Origin of the sequence: Solimonas terrae, assembly GCF_011067135.1 — a bacterium.
GTDB lineage: Bacteria > Pseudomonadota > Gammaproteobacteria > Nevskiales > Nevskiaceae > Solimonas > Solimonas terrae.
Genome location: NZ_JAAMOW010000002.1, coordinates 1 through 15,271 on the forward strand (window position 1 = coordinate 1; position 15,271 = coordinate 15,271).

15 protein-coding genes and 1 tRNA gene are annotated in these 15,271 nt (G+C 65.1%); 7 read left to right on the forward strand and 9 right to left on the reverse strand.

The window, feature by feature from the left end; all coding sequences use genetic code 11:
- The 3 genes from G7Y85_RS20580 to G7Y85_RS03600 form a co-directional block, all read left to right on the forward strand.
- Positions 1 to 121: ExbD/TolR family protein (locus G7Y85_RS20580; protein ID WP_436286631.1), on the forward strand; the 121-nt coding region annotated here is incomplete at its 5' end.
- Positions 122 to 424: 303 nt separating this feature from the next.
- Complete coding sequence (locus tag G7Y85_RS03595; RefSeq protein WP_166251945.1) at positions 425 to 724, forward strand: hypothetical protein; 300 nt, start codon at positions 425 to 427, stop codon at positions 722 to 724.
- Positions 725 to 808: 84 nt separating this feature from the next.
- A complete protein-coding gene (locus tag G7Y85_RS03600; protein WP_166251948.1) occupies positions 809 to 1,075 on the forward strand; it encodes a hypothetical protein in 267 nt (88 codons plus the stop codon).
- A 45-nt stretch (positions 1,076 to 1,120) separates the two neighbouring features.
- On the opposite strand, the gene G7Y85_RS03605 is transcribed toward G7Y85_RS03600, so the two are convergent.
- A complete protein-coding gene (locus tag G7Y85_RS03605; protein ID WP_166251951.1) occupies positions 1,121 to 1,549 on the reverse strand; it encodes a CoA-binding protein in 429 nt (142 codons plus the stop codon).
- A 125-nt stretch (positions 1,550 to 1,674) separates the two neighbouring features.
- Here G7Y85_RS03605 and G7Y85_RS03610 point away from each other — a divergent pair, with 125 nt between their 5' ends.
- Both G7Y85_RS03610 and G7Y85_RS03615 read left to right on the forward strand, forming a co-directional pair.
- A complete protein-coding gene (locus G7Y85_RS03610; protein ID WP_166253272.1) occupies positions 1,675 to 1,950 on the forward strand; it encodes a hypothetical protein in 276 nt (91 codons plus the stop codon).
- A 164-nt stretch (positions 1,951 to 2,114) separates the two neighbouring features.
- Positions 2,115 to 3,758: an isovaleryl-CoA dehydrogenase gene (locus tag G7Y85_RS03615; RefSeq protein WP_166251954.1), complete on the forward strand. Its 1,644-nt coding sequence runs from the start codon at positions 2,115 to 2,117 to the stop codon at positions 3,756 to 3,758.
- 70 nt (positions 3,759 to 3,828) lie between these two features.
- Here G7Y85_RS03615 and G7Y85_RS03620 read toward each other — a convergent pair.
- The 8 genes from G7Y85_RS03620 to infC all read right to left on the reverse strand — a co-directional run bounded on the left by G7Y85_RS03620 (position 3,829) and on the right by infC (position 9,593).
- Positions 3,829 to 3,905 (reverse strand) — tRNA-Pro (locus G7Y85_RS03620).
- Between the two features lie 75 nt (positions 3,906 to 3,980).
- The gene (locus G7Y85_RS03625) at positions 3,981 to 4,400 is read right to left on the reverse strand and encodes a MerR family transcriptional regulator (protein ID WP_166251957.1); all 420 of its coding nucleotides are present in this window, start codon (positions 4,398 to 4,400) and stop codon (positions 3,981 to 3,983) included.
- On the reverse strand, positions 4,387 to 4,680 hold the full coding sequence (locus G7Y85_RS03630; protein ID WP_166251960.1) for an integration host factor subunit alpha: 294 nt from the start codon (positions 4,678 to 4,680) through the stop codon (positions 4,387 to 4,389). The genes G7Y85_RS03625 and G7Y85_RS03630 overlap by 14 nt, the downstream gene beginning before the upstream one ends.
- A 19-nt stretch (positions 4,681 to 4,699) precedes the next feature.
- Positions 4,700 to 7,069 carry a phenylalanine--tRNA ligase subunit beta gene (gene pheT / locus G7Y85_RS03635; RefSeq protein WP_166251963.1) on the reverse strand — a complete coding sequence of 790 codons (2,370 nt, stop codon included), beginning with the start codon at positions 7,067 to 7,069 and terminating at the stop codon, positions 4,700 to 4,702.
- A 27-nt stretch (positions 7,070 to 7,096) separates the two neighbouring features.
- A complete protein-coding gene (gene pheS / locus G7Y85_RS03640) occupies positions 7,097 to 8,098 on the reverse strand; it encodes a phenylalanine--tRNA ligase subunit alpha (RefSeq protein WP_166251966.1) in 1,002 nt (333 codons plus the stop codon).
- 97 nt (positions 8,099 to 8,195) lie between these two features.
- Positions 8,196 to 8,561 carry a 50S ribosomal protein L20 gene (gene rplT / locus G7Y85_RS03645; protein ID WP_166251970.1) on the reverse strand — a complete coding sequence of 122 codons (366 nt, stop codon included), beginning with the start codon at positions 8,559 to 8,561 and terminating at the stop codon, positions 8,196 to 8,198.
- A 19-nt stretch (positions 8,562 to 8,580) separates the two neighbouring features.
- Positions 8,581 to 8,778, reverse strand: coding sequence for a 50S ribosomal protein L35 (gene rpmI / locus G7Y85_RS03650; protein WP_093289577.1), 198 nt, complete (start codon positions 8,776 to 8,778; stop codon positions 8,581 to 8,583).
- A 176-nt stretch (positions 8,779 to 8,954) separates the two neighbouring features.
- Positions 8,955 to 9,593 carry a translation initiation factor IF-3 gene (gene infC / locus G7Y85_RS03655; RefSeq protein ID WP_241696000.1) on the reverse strand — a complete coding sequence of 213 codons (639 nt, stop codon included), beginning with the start codon at positions 9,591 to 9,593 and terminating at the stop codon, positions 8,955 to 8,957.
- Positions 9,594 to 9,724: 131 nt separating this feature from the next.
- Between infC and G7Y85_RS03660 the strand changes: the two genes are divergently transcribed.
- Entirely contained in the window at positions 9,725 to 10,213 is a 489-nt protein-coding gene (locus G7Y85_RS03660) for an OsmC family protein (RefSeq protein ID WP_166251973.1), read from the forward strand.
- A 211-nt stretch (positions 10,214 to 10,424) separates the two neighbouring features.
- Entirely contained in the window at positions 10,425 to 15,248 is a 4,824-nt protein-coding gene (locus G7Y85_RS03665) for an NAD-glutamate dehydrogenase (protein ID WP_166251976.1), read from the forward strand.
- The last annotated feature ends 23 nt before the right edge of the window (positions 15,249 to 15,271 follow it).

Consider the following 15,271-nt stretch of genomic DNA (forward strand, 5'->3'; position numbering starts at 1 on the left):
GCCGGAGTTTCACATCCGGCCGAACAAGCTGGTCGAATACAAGTACGTCGCCGCCGTGCTGGCCAGCGCCCAGCGTCTCGGTGTCACCAACATCGGACTCGTCGGCAACGAGGCGATGTAGAGCGGTCCGGGGCTTGCGCGCAACGCTGCAAGCCCCGCTCCGTCATTCCGGACGTCACGGCACGGATGCCGATGGAAGGGCGTCGCGGAACATCGGCCTGGCATCGCGCCGCGACACGACACGACACGACCAGCATCGCTGCGTGTGGACCTGCGGCGGTGATGGTTCGCGAGCCGTTTTCGGCGGCTGCCGTGAAGCCTGCTCGACACCTGCATTCCACGTTCAGTGTGGGTGCAGCGATCATCGCCAGAATGCACGCGTGCGCCGATCGCCGGTGCATGCCCGCGGTCTTCGGAGTGCGCAATGGCGTTTCCACACGGATGTGGTGACCATCATTTTCTCTATCTCAGGAAGTTGTTCCGCGGCGAGCCGGTCGCGACGCTGTTTCATGAAGACGAAGAGCGCCTGACGCGCGCCGGCTGGCTGCGACGAAACGGCGATGGCTTGCCGGAAGTGACCGCGACGGTCGCTGCGTACTTCATGGCGGCGCGACGACCGCCGGCGAGCGTCGCCAGGCCGCGTACCGAAGAAGACCTGATGCGCGAGCGCCTGCTGTCGGCGCGACCGATCACGCAGCGACGGCTGCGCAAGCGCGGCAGCTGATCGGTCGTTTCCCGCGTCTCGTCGGGGGCACGCTTGATTGCGTTGCCAAGGCCGGGCAGCATGAACCCAGCCGAGGAGGACGCAATGAACGAATTCGACAGCGAGGTCGAAGCCGCGCGGCATCTGCTGGATCAGCGCCACGAGCGCCACGGCGACTTCTGCTTTCACAAGAAAGACCGGCCGGTCGTGCAGTGCAGCGACGGTCATTGCGTCCATGCCTACGACGTTGAAGTGACGACCAAGCGTCGCGGCGTGAAGATCGCGACTTATGTCGGGGGGCAGGAGCCGTCGTGGCTGACGCAGTTCGAGGCGGATCTGCAGGCGCGGCGTTTTTCACCGGAAGGTGATTGAGCGCCGTCCGCGGCTGCACGCTCCGATCCGCGGTTTCGGCGGCGCTCAGCCGAGCAGCCGCCGGTGTTCGACCATCAGGCAGCGATCCTGGACGACGATGATGCCGGCCGCACGTAGTGCCGTCGCCACGTCGTCGTTGCGGATGCCGAGCTGCAACCAGACACAGCGCGGTCGTTTGCCGAGGATGTCGGCAACATGCACCGGCAAGTCCTGCGGTCGCCGGAAGACATTGACGATGTCGATCGCACCGGGAATCGCAGCCAGCGTCCGGTAAACCGGACGGCCGAGTATCGATTGCACGTCCGGGTAGTAGACCGGCACCGGCACGATCTCGTAGCCGGCGGCGTCCATGTACTGCGGCACGTAGAACGCGGCCTGTGCGGCGTGCGCCTCGGTCTTGATGCCGAGTACGGCAATGCGCCGGGTTTCGCGCAGGATCTGCGTCAGGCCGCTGTCGTCCACTTCAGGCTGCATCCGAGTTCCTCCGCAAACGGCGCGTGTCGCCGGTATCCGGCCGATGATGCCTGCTCCGGAAGCGGCTGAGCAGCGTGGCGGCAAGGGCAGCGACATTGTGCGCGAGCGTGCGGTCGCTGCGCTTCATGGCGCGGTGTAGCATTGCGCCTCGGATCGACGAGGAGAGTGCGGCAGTGGAAGAAAAATGCCCCTTTGAATTCAATTTTGCGCCGGACACGTTCAAGGTCGGCGACACCGTCAGCTACCGCGTGCCAAGCCTGGCGGGCTTTCCGTTCGCCGCGACCATCACGGCAGTGCATGCCGACTACATCGAGATCGTCGATGCCAGCGAGCCGGGCAAGACCCTGCGCGCGACACGCGAGAGCCGGCCAGTCGTTCGCAACGAAGACGCGCTCGGCTGAGCGCCTTCAGTCGCGCCGCGCGAGCTTCCATCGAAAACCGACGCGGCGCCGATCGCCGGGCGTCGGTGGTCGAAGGATGCGATTGACGGCGACCGGCGCGCCGTCGGGGTGGGGCGCCGACTCGGCGTGCGGCCGTATCCTCCGGCCATTACGGAGACATCAACATGAGTATTGCCGATCGCTATCTGACGCACGACGTCGAGAATCAGGCGCCACCGCTGCAGAACTACAACGCTTATCTGAGCGATGCGGCCCTGCGTGAAACCGTCGCCCGCGAAGGCGGTGCCTGGGCCGAGGCGCATCTGACGGCATACGGTGCCGTCGTCGGGGGCGAGATGGTGGCGCTGGGTTACGCGGCCAACGAGAACAAGCCGAAGCTCAAGACTTTCGACCGCTACGGTCATCGCATCGACGAGGTTGAATTTCACCCGTCCTATCATCGTGTCATGCAGCTCGGCATGCAGTACGGTGTTCACGCGTACGCCTGGCGCAACGCCGACAAGCCGGGTGCGCACGTCGCACGCGCGGCGATTTCCTATCTGCACAATCAGGCGGAGTCCGGCACCAGCTGTCCGCTGACGATGACGCACTCGGCGGCGCCGGCCCTGTTGCATGCACCGCAGCTCGCGGCGCAGTGGCTGCCGAAGATGCATTCCTGTGAATACGACGCACGCGTGCTGCCGGGTCTGCAGAAGACCGCCTGCACGATCGGCATGGGCATGACCGAGAAGCAGGGCGGCTCGGACGTGCGCGCCAACACCACCAAGGCCTATCTGCAGGCCGACGGCAGCTACGAGATCGTCGGCCACAAGTGGTTCTTCTCGGCACCGATGTGCGATGCCTGGCTGGTGCTCGCTTACGTCGATGCCGGCCTGAGCTGCTTCCTGATGCCGAAGCTGCGGCCGGACGGCTCGCGCAATGCGATCCGCATCCAGCGTCTCAAGGACAAGCTCGGCGACTGGAGCAACGCGTCCAGCGAAGTCGAGTTTCTCGGCGCATGGGCCGAACGCGTCGGCGACGAGGGTCGCGGTGTCTCGACGATCCTCGAAATGGTCGCGCTGACGCGGCTCGACTGCATGATCGGTTCGTCGAGCCTGATGCGGCAGGCGACGGTACAGGCCATCCATCACGCGCGGCATCGCAAGGTGTTCGGCAAGTTGCTTGCCGAACAGGCGCTGATGCAGAACGTGCTGGCCGATCTGGCGCTGGAGACGGAGGCATCAACGGCGCTGACGATGCGGGTGGCACGCGCGGTCGACGCCTCCGCGCGCAACGCAGCCGAGGCGGCGTTTGCGCGGATCGCAACGGCGATCGGCAAGTACTGGATCTGCAAGCGCTGCCCGCCGCTCGTCAACGAAGCGCAGGAATGCCTCGGCGGCGCCGGCTATGTCGAGGACGGCATCATGCCGCGGCTGTATCGCCAGGCGCCGCTCAATTCGATCTGGGAAGGCAGCGGCAACGTCCAGTGTCTCGATGTGCTGCGCGCGCTGTCGAAGGAACCGGAGACACGCGAAGCCTTCTTCGCCGAGCTGCTCGCAGCGCGTGGCGCGCACGCCGATCTCGATCGCGAAATTCACTGGCTGACACAGGCATTCGATGATCGTGCGACGCTGGAATTGCGCTCACGGACGATCGTCGAACGCATGGCATTGGCACTGCAGGCTTCGGTGCTGCTGCGCGCGGGCCATGATGCGATCGCGCACGCCTGGTGCAGCAGCCGGCTCGGAGGCGAGCACGGCATCAACTACGGCACCCTGGATTCGCAGACGCCGTTCGCGGCGATGCTGGAGCGTGCTTTCGTCAATTGACGGGTTTCGCAAGGACGCCCCCCTGCAAGGGGGCACGAAGCGCGCTCAAGCTGCGACGGGCGGAAAAGATTGGTCGGGGCGACAAGATTCGAACTTGCGACCACTTCCACCCCAAGGAAGTGCGCTACCAGGCTGCGCTACGCCCCGACACGAGGCTTGAGAACTGCGGAAAAGCGGGGGCGCGCAGTGTAGCGAACGGCGCCCTTGATGAGAAGGCGAGGCCTACTCGGGGAACAGGCGCAGCAGCGATTCCAGCTCGTCGCGCAGATGCTCGATCTGCGCGCTGCGCGTGGTCGGTGCCGGCCGCGGTTTGCCGACTGCCAGCACGGTGCCTGTTGTCCGCACGATGTCGTGACCATTGCCGCCGCGCGGGCTTTCCTTCAGGCGCTGCCGCGCACCGCCGATCGTGAAGCCCTGTTCGTACAGCAGGCTGCGGATGCGTCGCACCATCTGCACATCGTCCTGCTGGTAGTAGCGGCGGTTGCCGCGGCGCTTGACCGGCTTGAGCTGCGGGAACTCCTGTTCCCAGTAGCGCAATACATGCGGCTTGACGTCGCACAGCTCGCTGACTTCACCGATCGCGAAGTAGCGCTTGCGCGGAATGTCCGGCAGCACGGCAAGCGGGCGATCAGCGGGCCGCATCGGCTTCCACACGCAGGCGCAGCTTCTGTCCGGGACGGAAGGTGACGACGCGGCGCGCGGAGATCGGAATCTCTTCGCCGGTTTTCGGATTGCGGCCGGGGCGCTGGTTTTTCGAGCGCAGCTCGAAGTTGCCGAAACCGGAAAGCTTGACCTCTTTGCCGGCTTCCAGGCGACCGCGGATTTCTTCGAAGAAAAGGTCGACGAATTCCTTCGCCTCGCGCTTGTTCAGCCCGAGATCTTCGAACAATGCTTCAGCCAGTTCGGCCTTGGTCAATGCCACCGGACGGTTCCCCTTGTCGTCACTGCCGAATCGCGGCTTTCAGCTCACGCGCCAGTGCTTGCGTGACAGCCGAAGTTGCCGTGTCGATCTCTGGCAAAGTTAGCGTGCGCGAGGCGTCATTGAAAAGCAAGCCCAATGCCACGCTTTTGTCGCCTTCAGCGAGACCTTTTCCACGATAAATGTCGAAAATCAGGGCCTGCGTCAGCAGCTCGCCGCCGGCGGCGCGGACACAGTCCAGAATCTGCTCGGCACGCACCGATTCGGCGACGACGATCGCCAGATCGCGGCGTGATGACGGGAATTCGGATAGTGCCGCCGCTCTGGGCACGCCGACGCCGCGAATCGCTTCCCAGTCGAGTTCGAACAGCAGCGGCGCTTCCGGCAGGTCCAGCGAGGCGACCAGTTGCGGATGCAGTTCACCCAGCCAGCCGCAAGCCTGGGTGCCGCGATAAACGCGCGCCGAGCGCCCCGGATGCAGGGCCGGGTGGCTTTCGGCGACGTAACGATAGTCGCGCGCGGCATTGCCGAGCAGGGCGACGACTTCGGCTTTCAGATCGTGGAAATCGGCCGGACGCGTGGCGCTGCCCCACTGCTCGGGCAGCGCGCGACCGGCGAACAGGCCGGCGAGGCGTGAGGTCTCGACGACGGTTTCGCCGTCGAGCCGGAAGCAGACCCCGGCTTCGAACAGGCGCAGGCGGTCCTGCTGGCGCGCGCGGTTGTACAGCCACGCCGGTATCAGCCCGGCCCACAGTGTCGTGCGCATCACCGACAGGTTGTCGGCGATCGGATTGTCGAGCGGGATCGACGGTGCCTGCAGATCGAGCGCCTGCTGCAGGCCCGGCTCGACGAAGGCCAGACTGATGATTTCCTGCCAGCCGCGCGCCGCCAGCTGTTCCTTGACGCGGATCAGCGGCCGCACGCTTTCCTGCGGGCGCGACGGCGCCAGCTGTGCCGCGTAGGGACGGGCTGGAATCCGGTCATAGCCGTACAGACGGCCGACTTCCTCGATCAGGTCGGCCTCGATGCGCAGGTCATAGCGATGGCTGGGCACGCGTGCCATCCAGGCATCGCCGACTTCGGCGCGCAGGCCGATGCCGAGTCGGCTCAGCGAGGCTTCGATCTCCTTGGCCGGAATCTCGAGACCGAGCACCTGGCTGACGCGCGAGCGACGCAGGCGGATCGTGACGGCTTCGGGCTGACTGCGGCCGGCCTGCGTGACCGGGTGCGTCTCGCCACCGCAGATCTGCAGCACGAGCTGCGTCGCGCGTTCCAGCGCCTGACGCTGCAGCCCGGGATCGACGCCGCGCTCGAAGCGGTAGGACGCGTCGGAGAACAGCTTGTGACGTCGTCCGCTGCCGGCCACCGCCGTCGGGGCGAAGCAGGCCGACTCGAAGAACACGCGCGTCGATCCGCTGTGCACGGCGCTGCCGAGACCGCCCATCACGCCGGCCAGTGCAACCGGCCCCTTGTCGTCGCAGATCAGCAGTTCACGGTGTTCGCAGACCACCGACTGCTCGTTCAGCAGCTGCAGGCGTTCGCCGGCCGCTGCGCGGCGCACCTTGAGGTTGCCGGCGAGCTTGTCGGCATCGAAGGCGTGCATCGGCTGGCCGAGTTCGAGCATCACGTAATTGGTGATATCGACGATCGCCTGAATGCTGCGGATGCCGGAACGGCGCAGGCGTTCGCGCATCCAGTCCGGCGTGCGCGCTTTCGGATTGAGCCTGGAGATCACGCGGCCGGCATAGCTCGGGCAATCGTCGAGACTCTCGATCTCGACCTTGAGCTGCTGATGGCCTTCGACCACGGCCTGCGCCTGGGTCGGGCGCTTGACCGGTACGCCGAACAGCGCCGCGACATCGCGCGCCAGGCCGAGCACCGACAGGCAGTCGCCACGGTTCGGCGTGATTTCCAGGTTGAGGATGTTGTCGGCCAGATTCAGATACGTGCCGATCGGCTGGCCGACCTTGGCGTCGGCATCGAGCTCCAGCAGGCCGTCCGACTTGTCCGACAGCGTCAGTTCCTTGGCCGAGCACAGCATGCCGAAGCTGTCGACACCGCGCAGTCTGGCTTCGGTGATGGCCATGCCGCCCGGCAGGGTCGCGCCGACCAGCGCGCACGGCACCTTGATGCCGACGCGCGCGTTCGGTGCTCCGCAGACGATCTGCAGCGGCGCGGTCTGTCCGGCATCGACTTCGCAGACCTGCAGGCGGTCCGCCTGCGGATGGCGTTCGGCCTTGACGATCAGGCCGACCACGACCTGGTCGATGTGTTCGGCGAGTGCCGGTTCGATTTCCAGCTCGAGGCCACCCATGACGAGGCGCTCGGCCACCTGTTCAATGCCGACGCTCGGGTTCACCCACTCGCGCAGCCAGTTTTCACTCAGCTTCATGTTGTTGTTCCTTGTTCTTCGTGCGGCTTAGCGAAACTGCTCGAGAAAGCGCAGATCGTTGTTGAAGAACAGGCGCAGATCGTCGACGCCGTAACGCAGCATCGCCATCCGCTCCATGCCCATGCCGAAGGCATAGCCCGAATACTTCTCCGAATCGATGCCGACCGCTTCGAGCACCTTCGGGTGCACGACGCCGCAGCCCAGCACTTCGAGCCAGCGCGAGCTGCCGTCCGGTTGCTGCCAGCGGATGTGCACATCGGCGCCCGGTTCGACGAACGGGAAGTACGACGGCCGGAACAGCGCCTCGATATCGCGCTCGAAGAAGCGCGACAGGAAGATCTGCAGGTCGTACTTGAGGTCGGCGACCGACACCTTCTCGGCGACGTACAGACCTTCCATCTGGTGGAACATCGGACTGTGCGTGCGATCCGAATCGACGCGGTAGACGCGGCCCGGGCAGATGATGCGGATCGGCGGCTGGCGCTGCTGCATCGTGCGTATCTGCACCGGCGAGGTATGCGTGCGCAGCAGGCGTTCGCCGTTCAGCACATAGAACGTGTCCTGCATCGCCCGCGCCGGATGCGCCTCGGGAATGTTGAGCGCGCCGAAGTTGTGGAAGTCGTCCTCGATCTCCGGACCTTCGACGACCTCGAAGCCCATCTCGCCGAAGATGTCGGCGATGCGCTTGATCGTGCGCGTGATCGGATGCAGGCCGCCGATCGTCTCGCCACGTCCGGCCAGCGTCACGTCGACGCGTTCCGAGGCGAGGCGCGCGTCGAGCGCCACTTTCGCCAGATCGTCACCCCGGCTTTCCAGCGCTGCGCTCAAGGCTTCCTTGGCGCGATTGACCTGCTCGCCGAAGGCCTTGCGCGCGTCCGGTGCCATGCCGCCGAGCTGCTTGAGCAGCTCGGTCACGCGGCCTTTCTTGCCCAGCAGTTCGACGCGCAGGGTTTCCAGCGCGCGGGAATCGGCGCAGGCGGCAATGTCGGCCTGTGCGCCTTGAACCAGTTGTTCGAGGTCGTTGCTCATCGGTCTGGAAACGGCAACCTTCGTGGCGTTCAGAAACAGAAAAGGGGAGCGGCAGGCGCCGCTCCCCTTCGCAAACAGCTATACGACGCGAGCTTGCTTAGGCGGCGAGGCCGAGCTGGGCTTTTGCCTGGGACACCAGTACGCCGAATGCGGGCTTGTCGTGGATCGCCATGTCCGCGAGGACCTTGCGATCGAGTGCCACGCCGGCCTTGGTGAGCCCGTTGATAAATCGGTTGTACGACAGGCCGAGTTCCTTGCTCGCCGCGCCGATGCGCACGATCCACAGCGAACGGAATTCGCGCTTCTTCACGCGACGGTCGCGGTAGGCGTACTGCCCCGACTTGATGACCTGCTCCTTGGCGGAGCGGAACTGGCGCGATTTGGCGCCGTAATAACCCTTGGCCTTCTTGAGGACTTTCTTGTGCTTGGCGCGAGCGGTGACGCCACGTTTGACGCGTGCCATATATCGTTCTCCTTAAGTATTAAGCGTACGGCAGCATCTGCTTCACTTCGCGGACGTCGGACGCGTGAATCTGCGCCTCGCCACGGAGCTGACGGATGCGCTTGCCCGACTTCTTGGTCAGGATGTGGCGCTTATGCGAATGGGAACGCTTGAAGCCACCTTTGCCGGTCTTGGCAAAGCGCTTGGCCGCGCTTTTTACGGTTTTCAGCTTTGGCATTGAAACACTCCTGCATCTTCATCGTTGCCGATATCACAACCCTGCCACGGGCGCTGATCGGGCCTTCCCCGGCGGGGAAGGACTTGTCTTCGGAGTCGGGATTTTCGCCCCTTCCCGGCTGCCCCCGGATCGTGCCGACTCCGTGGGTCGTGGACCGCGTCGCGAACGGCGTGGTCCTACTTCTTCTTGGCTGCCATCACCATGACGGACTGGCGGCCTTCCATGCGCGGATGCTGCTCGACGATCGCCATGTCGACGAGTTCCGTCTTCAGGCGATCCATGATCTGCATGCCCAGTTCCTGGTGCGCCATTTCGCGACCGCGGAAGCGAACCACGATCTTGACCTTGTCACCTTCCTCGAGAAAACGCGTGATCGAGCGGAACTTGGTCTGGTAATCGCCATCTTCCGTGGTCGGACGGAATTTGATTTCCTTGATCTGGATCTGCTTCTGCTTTTTCTTCGCAGCGTGCGAGGCCTTGTCCTTTTGGTAAAGGTACTTGCCGTAATCCATGATCTTGCAGACCGGAGGCTCTGCGTTCGGCGACACTTCGACCAGATCGAGGCCTTCTTCTTCGGCCCTGGCGACAGCATCGCGCGTCAGCATGATGCCGAGCTGTCCACCATCGTCCGCGATCACGCGGACCCGCGGCGCCGTGATCTGATTGTTGCGCCGATCTTCACGTTCAAAAGCGATTGGGTCATCTCCTGAAGAGCCCGCCCCGCGGCGGACCGGAACCCCAGCGGTGGGCAAAAATTGCCCGTCCGGATTGAGGACAAGGGCGCGCATTCTACGGGCAGCCGCGACGTCTCTCAAGTCGAATCAGGCATTTCGCGCCAGTTCGCGGGCCCGCTCTGTGTCTGCGGCCACGATCATCGAGGGTGGCCGACCGCGGCCGATGCTCCACATGCGACGATCGAATGCCATCCGCAAGCCGAGAAAACGCCATGACCGATCCCGAAAACACGCGCCGGCTGCCGGCGACGCTCCCGCATGGCGAGGCGCTGGTCGCCGAAGCCGGCACCGGCAATTACAGCTGCGACCTGCGCTTGGGGCCACACCACGGGATGGCCGACGAGCCGGCCGACCTCGGCGGTCAGGACGCCGGCCCCAATCCCTACGAATACCTGCTGGCCGCGCTCGGCAGCTGTACCGGCATTACCCTGCGCATGTACGCCAATCTGAAAAAGCTGCCGCTGACACGCGTGGTCGTGCAGCTGAAGCACCGCAAGGTTCACGTGCAGGACTGCGCCGATTGCGCCGAGCATCCGGAACGCTCGGTCAAGATCGACGAGATCGAGCGTCACATCACGCTGGAAGGTGCGCTCGATGCCGCGCAACGCCAGCGGCTGCTGGCGATCGCCGACCGCTGTCCGGTGCATCAGACCCTGAAGTCGGAAATCCGCATCGTCACCTCGCTGGTCGAATCGGCATGAGGGCGGCAATCCGCACGGCGCGGCCTTCTCCGGAGTGACTTGCTTGCCCTGTAAAAAGGGTCGGAACCGGTCGATGACAGGCCGACCATTGTGCGGCGACCGGACAGGGCGATCTGCGCCTGCCGCGGCCATGATCGCAAGAGGGATTTCCACCGCGGCGCGCCGCGAACGCGGGCATATACTCGCCGCACTCTGCCGTTGAGGATCGGGCATGCGATCGGAAGCCGTCGAAGAACAGGCTCAGTTGCTGGAGCGTTTGCAAGACCTGGCGCGACAGCGCGCGCCCCGCGAAGTGCGCGATGGCTTCGTGAGCTTCGTCCGTGCGTACTACGAAATGGCGTCGGTCGATACGCTGCGCATGCGCAGCCTCGAAGAACTGACCGACGCTGCCTTGCGGCACTTTCTGTTTGCGCAGCGACGTGCTCCCGGCGAAATGCTGATTCGCGTGCTGCCGCCGGCCGATCTGGCGGCGCGTGGCGGCCGCGGTCTGGCGCGGCTCGAAACCGTGGTCGACGACATGCCGTTTCTGGTCGATTCGCTGAGCATGGCGATCCGCGACACCGGCGCCCCGATCGACTGGCTCGTGCATCCGATCCTGAATGTCGCGCGCGAGGCGCAGCAATGGGACGAACTCGCTGCCGACGGCGACGCCGAATCGCTGGTCCACATCGAATTCGAGGCCTTTGCGCAGGCCAGCGGCTATGTGGCGCTGGAGGCGACGGTCGCCGCGCTGCTTGCCGACATTCGCGTGGTCGTCGACGACTTCTCGGCGATGCGCACCAGGTCCGTGGAGCTGGCCCGGCATCTGGCCGCGATCGATCCGCAGGCGACCAGCGACGACGGCAACGAGGCCGCCGAATTCCTGCGCTGGCTCGACGACGGACACTTCACCTTCCTGGGCTGCACCGAAACCGACGTGGTCAGCGGCAACGACGGCCGTCCGCGTTTCGAGACCCGACCGGAGACCGCGCTCGGTCTGGCTCGACCCGGCAAGCGCTACGCCGATGCCGACGCCCTGATCGCTCCCCGCGAGGAGCTCGACAAGTACAGCGAATCGTCGCGTCTGGTGGTCATCACCAAGGGCAACCAGCGCTCGCACATCCACCATGCCGAATTCGTCGACGTGGTGTCGGTCAAGCGGGTCCGTGACGACGGCAGCATCGGGGGCACCTGCCGCTTCATCGGCCTGTTCTCGGCGGACGCCTACATCGACCGGCCGCGCAGCATTCCCCTGATGCGCCGCAAGGCCGAGCAGGTCATGCTGCGCTCGCGCCTGCCGGAGCATTCGCATTCCGGGAAGTATCTGCGCGAGATCCTCTACCAGCTGCCGCGTGACGAGCTGTTCCAGTCCAACGAGGACGAGCTGTTCGAACTGTGCATGGGCGTGCGCGCGCTGCGTGAACGCGCACAGCTCAAGCTGTTCATGCGGCGCGACCGCTACGGTCGCTTCTTTTCCTGCCTCGTGTTTCTGCCGCGCGAACGCTACTCGCGCGAATTGCGCGACCGCATCGGCAGCGAGCTGCTGGCCGCCTGCGGCGGCAGTGGCATGGATCGCAGCATGGATTTCCTGCGGCATGGCATGGCGCGCATTCACTACATCGTCCGCACACCGGCCGGCACGGAACTGACGCAGAGCACCGCACAGATCGAGCAGCGCCTGCTGGCGGCGACACGATCCTGGCGCGAACAGCTGCGCGAAGCCTATGCACGACGCCAGCGCGGCGACACCGTGCTCGCGGCGCGGTTCTTCGACGCGTTCCCGACCTCGTATCAGGAACTGACGACGGCCGACGAGGCCGCCACCGATCTGCAGAGCCTGCTGCAGCTGTCGACCGGTCGTGACCTGCTGCCGCGCCTGATCGTGGACACGGCGGGCGCCGCAGCCGGGCGGCCGACCGCCTTGAAGCTGTACTGTCGCGGCAAGCCGGTGCCGCTGTCGGACGTGCTGCCGACGCTGGAAAACTTCGGCCTGCGCGTGATCTCGCAGGACCCGCACGAACTGCACCCCAAGGACGGCGATCCGGTCTGGATCCAGCAGTTCACGGTGCAGCTGGTCGGCGACTGCGTGCTGACGCCGGAACAGCAGCGCACCTATTTCGAATCGGCGTTCCTGCAGACCTGGCGCAATGAAACCGAGAACGACGGACTCAATCGCCTGGTACTGACCGCCGGACTCGAGGCGCGCCAGGTCGTCTGCCTGCGTACCTTGACCAAGTACCTGATCCAGACCGGCCTGCCATACAGCCAGGACTACAAGGAGCGATTGCTCGCCGAGTACGCGCCGATCGCGCGCCTGCTGGTGCAGTTGTTCGAAGCCCGGTTCGATCCGCAGCTGTCGGCCGACCAGCGCCGCGACGGGGAAATCAAGATCGCGCAGGCGCTTGATGCGGCGCTCGACAAGGTGGTCACGCTCGACGGCGATCGTGTGCTGCGCGCCTATACCGCGGTGGTGCGCGCGGCACTGCGTACCAACTATTTCCAGAAGGATATAGGCGGCGGCAACAAGCGCTACGTGTCGATCAAGCTCGATCCGCGCAAGGTGCCGGAGCTGCCGGCACCGTTGCCGATGTTCGAAGTATTCGTCTATGCGCCGGATGTCGAGGGCATCCATCTGCGTGGCGGTCGCGTTGCGCGCGGCGGCTTGCGCTGGTCCGATCGTCGTCAGGACTTCCGCACGGAGGTACTCGGCCTGATGAAGGCGCAGATGGTCAAGAACGCGATCATCGTGCCGGTCGGCGCCAAGGGCGGATTCGTCGTCAAGCAGGGCGATCCTGCCGATCGCGAGGCCTGGGCCAGGCAGGGCATCGAGTGCTACAAGACGTTCCTGCGTGGTCTGCTCGACATCACCGACAACCGCGTCGGCGACGGCATCGTTGCGCCGACCGATGTGGTGCGGCTCGATGACGACGATCCGTATCTGGTCGTGGCCGCCGACAAGGGCACCGCCACGTTCTCCGACATCGCCAATGGTCTCGCGGCCGAGTACAACTTCTGGCTGGGCGATGCGTTCGCGTCCGGCGGCAGCGCCGGCTACGACCACAAGAAGATGGGCATCACCGCGCGCGGCGCCTGGGAAAGCGTCAAGCGCCACTTCCGCGAAGTGGGCAAGGATATCCAGAGCGAAGCGTTCACGGCCGTCGGTGTCGGCGACATGAGCGGCGACGTGTTCGGCAACGGCATGCTGCTGTCGCCGCAGACGCAGCTGATCGCCGCCTTCGATCATCGGCACATCTTCATCGATCCCGCGCCCGACGTGGCAGCGAGCTTTGCCGAGCGCGAGCGATTGTTCGCGATGCCGCGCTCGTCGTGGGACGACTACGACAAGACGCTGATTTCCGAAGGCGGCGGCGTGTGGTCGCGCAACAGCAAGCTGATCAAGCTGTCCGAGGCGGCACAGAACGCGCTCGGCATTAGCCGCGCCAATGTCACGCCGCAGGAGCTGATGCGGGCGATCCTGCTGGCGCCGGTCGATCTGCTCTGGAACGGCGGCATCGGCACGTATGTGAAGAGCCATCTGCAATCGCACGAGGAGTGCGGTGATCGCGCCAACGATGCGATCCGTGTCGACGGCCGCCAGTTGCGCTGCCGCGTGGTCGGCGAAGGCGGCAATCTCGGTTGCACGCAGCTCGGGCGCATCGAGTACGCGCTCGATGGCAGCGGCGGCGCCGGCGGCCGAATCAATACCGACTTCATCGACAATGCCGGCGGCGTGCACACGTCCGATCGCGAAGTGAATATCAAGATTCCGCTCAATCGCCTGATGCTCGAAGGCGAGCTGACGCGCGAAGTGCGTGATCCGCTGCTCGCGAAGATGACCGGCGACATCGGCGAGGCGGTGCTGGCCGACAACTATGTACAGAGTCTGGCGATCAGTCTGATCGAACGGGACGCGGCGAGTCAGCTTGGCGAACACAACGAAGTGATGCGCACGCTGGAGCGCGACAACCAGCTCAACCGCAGCGTCGAGTACCTGCCTGACGATGAAGCGCTCAAGGAGCGCCGCGCGCGCAATCGTGGCCTGACGCGTCCCGAGCTTGCCGTGCTGCTGTCGTACAGCAAGATCTCGCTGTTCGATTCGCTGCTGCAGTCCGGCGTTCCGGACGAACCGTTCTTCGATCGCGATCTGCTCGACTACTTTCCGCACGAACTCGTCAAGCAGCAGCGCGACCTGCTGCTGCGGCATCGCCTGCGTCGCGAGATCATCGCGACGATTCTGGCCAATGCCGTCGTCAACCGCATGGGCTTTTCGTTCACGCACCGATTTGCAGACGATCACGGCGTACCGCGCGCCGAGGTCGTCAAGGCGTATGCGATCGCACACGAAATCTATGATGGCGACCGTTACTGGTTGCCGATCCAGCAGCTCGACAATGCGCTGCCGGCGGCAACGCAGTTGCGCCTGTTCGGTCGCGCGATCGGGCTGATGAAGCATGTCACGACCTGGCTGCTGAACTATCGCTGGACCGATAGGCCGATCGATGAAGCGGTGGCCGGATTCGGCAAGGGCATCGACAACCTGACGGCGATGCTGCCCGACGTGCTGCCCGGCAGCTATCGCGGCGATTGGGAGAAGGCCGTCGCGGCAATGCTTGCCGACGGCGTGCCGGTCGGCATCGCCAATCAGCTGGCCAATACCATGGTGCTCGGCAGTGCCCTCGACATCATCGAGATCGCGGGCGACGCGAAACTGCCGCTGGACGAAGCCGCGCAGGCCTACTTTCTGGTCGGTGATCGGCTCAACATGTTGTGGCTGCTGTCGACGATCATCGCGTTTCCGGTGCAGAGCAAGTGGCAGGCGCTGGCGCGGTCCAATCTGCGCGAGGACAGCTACCGACTGCATCGACGCATCGCCGCGCGCGTGCTGCAGATGCCGGGTGCGTCGGCGCAGGCCCGCGTCGATGCCTGGCTGCTGGGCAATCCCGCCAAGCTCAGGTTCGGCATCCAGCGCTTGCACGATCTGCAGGCCAGCGGCGTTCCCGACTTCATGACACTCGCGGTCGCCGTCCGCGAATTGCGCAAGCTCAGCGGCCTGTAGGGCTCTCTCGACCTGGGTGATTC

Bases quoted from the DNA above. Each gene is read 5' to 3' on its own strand.
- G7Y85_RS03595 (WP_166251945.1), top strand. From the start codon at position 425: ATGGCGTTTCCACACGGATGTGGTGACCATCATTTTCTCTATCTCAGG.
- G7Y85_RS03600 (WP_166251948.1), top strand. From the start codon at position 809: ATGAACGAATTCGACAGCGAGGTCGAAGCCGCGCGGCATCTGCTGGAT.
- G7Y85_RS03605 (WP_166251951.1), bottom strand. From the start codon at position 1,549: ATGCAGCCTGAAGTGGACGACAGCGGCCTGACGCAGATCCTGCGCGAA.
- G7Y85_RS03610 (WP_166253272.1), top strand. From the start codon at position 1,675: ATGGCGCGGTGTAGCATTGCGCCTCGGATCGACGAGGAGAGTGCGGCA.
- G7Y85_RS03615 (WP_166251954.1), top strand. From the start codon at position 2,115: ATGAGTATTGCCGATCGCTATCTGACGCACGACGTCGAGAATCAGGCG.
- G7Y85_RS03625 (WP_166251957.1), bottom strand. From the start codon at position 4,400: ATGCGGCCCGCTGATCGCCCGCTTGCCGTGCTGCCGGACATTCCGCGC.
- pheT (WP_166251963.1), bottom strand. From the start codon at position 7,069: ATGAAGCTGAGTGAAAACTGGCTGCGCGAGTGGGTGAACCCGAGCGTC.
- pheS (WP_166251966.1), bottom strand. From the start codon at position 8,098: ATGAGCAACGACCTCGAACAACTGGTTCAAGGCGCACAGGCCGACATT.
- rplT (WP_166251970.1), bottom strand. From the start codon at position 8,561: ATGGCACGCGTCAAACGTGGCGTCACCGCTCGCGCCAAGCACAAGAAA.
- rpmI (WP_093289577.1), bottom strand. From the start codon at position 8,778: ATGCCAAAGCTGAAAACCGTAAAAAGCGCGGCCAAGCGCTTTGCCAAG.
- G7Y85_RS03660 (WP_166251973.1), top strand. From the start codon at position 9,725: ATGACCGATCCCGAAAACACGCGCCGGCTGCCGGCGACGCTCCCGCAT.
- G7Y85_RS03665 (WP_166251976.1), top strand. From the start codon at position 10,425: ATGCGATCGGAAGCCGTCGAAGAACAGGCTCAGTTGCTGGAGCGTTTG.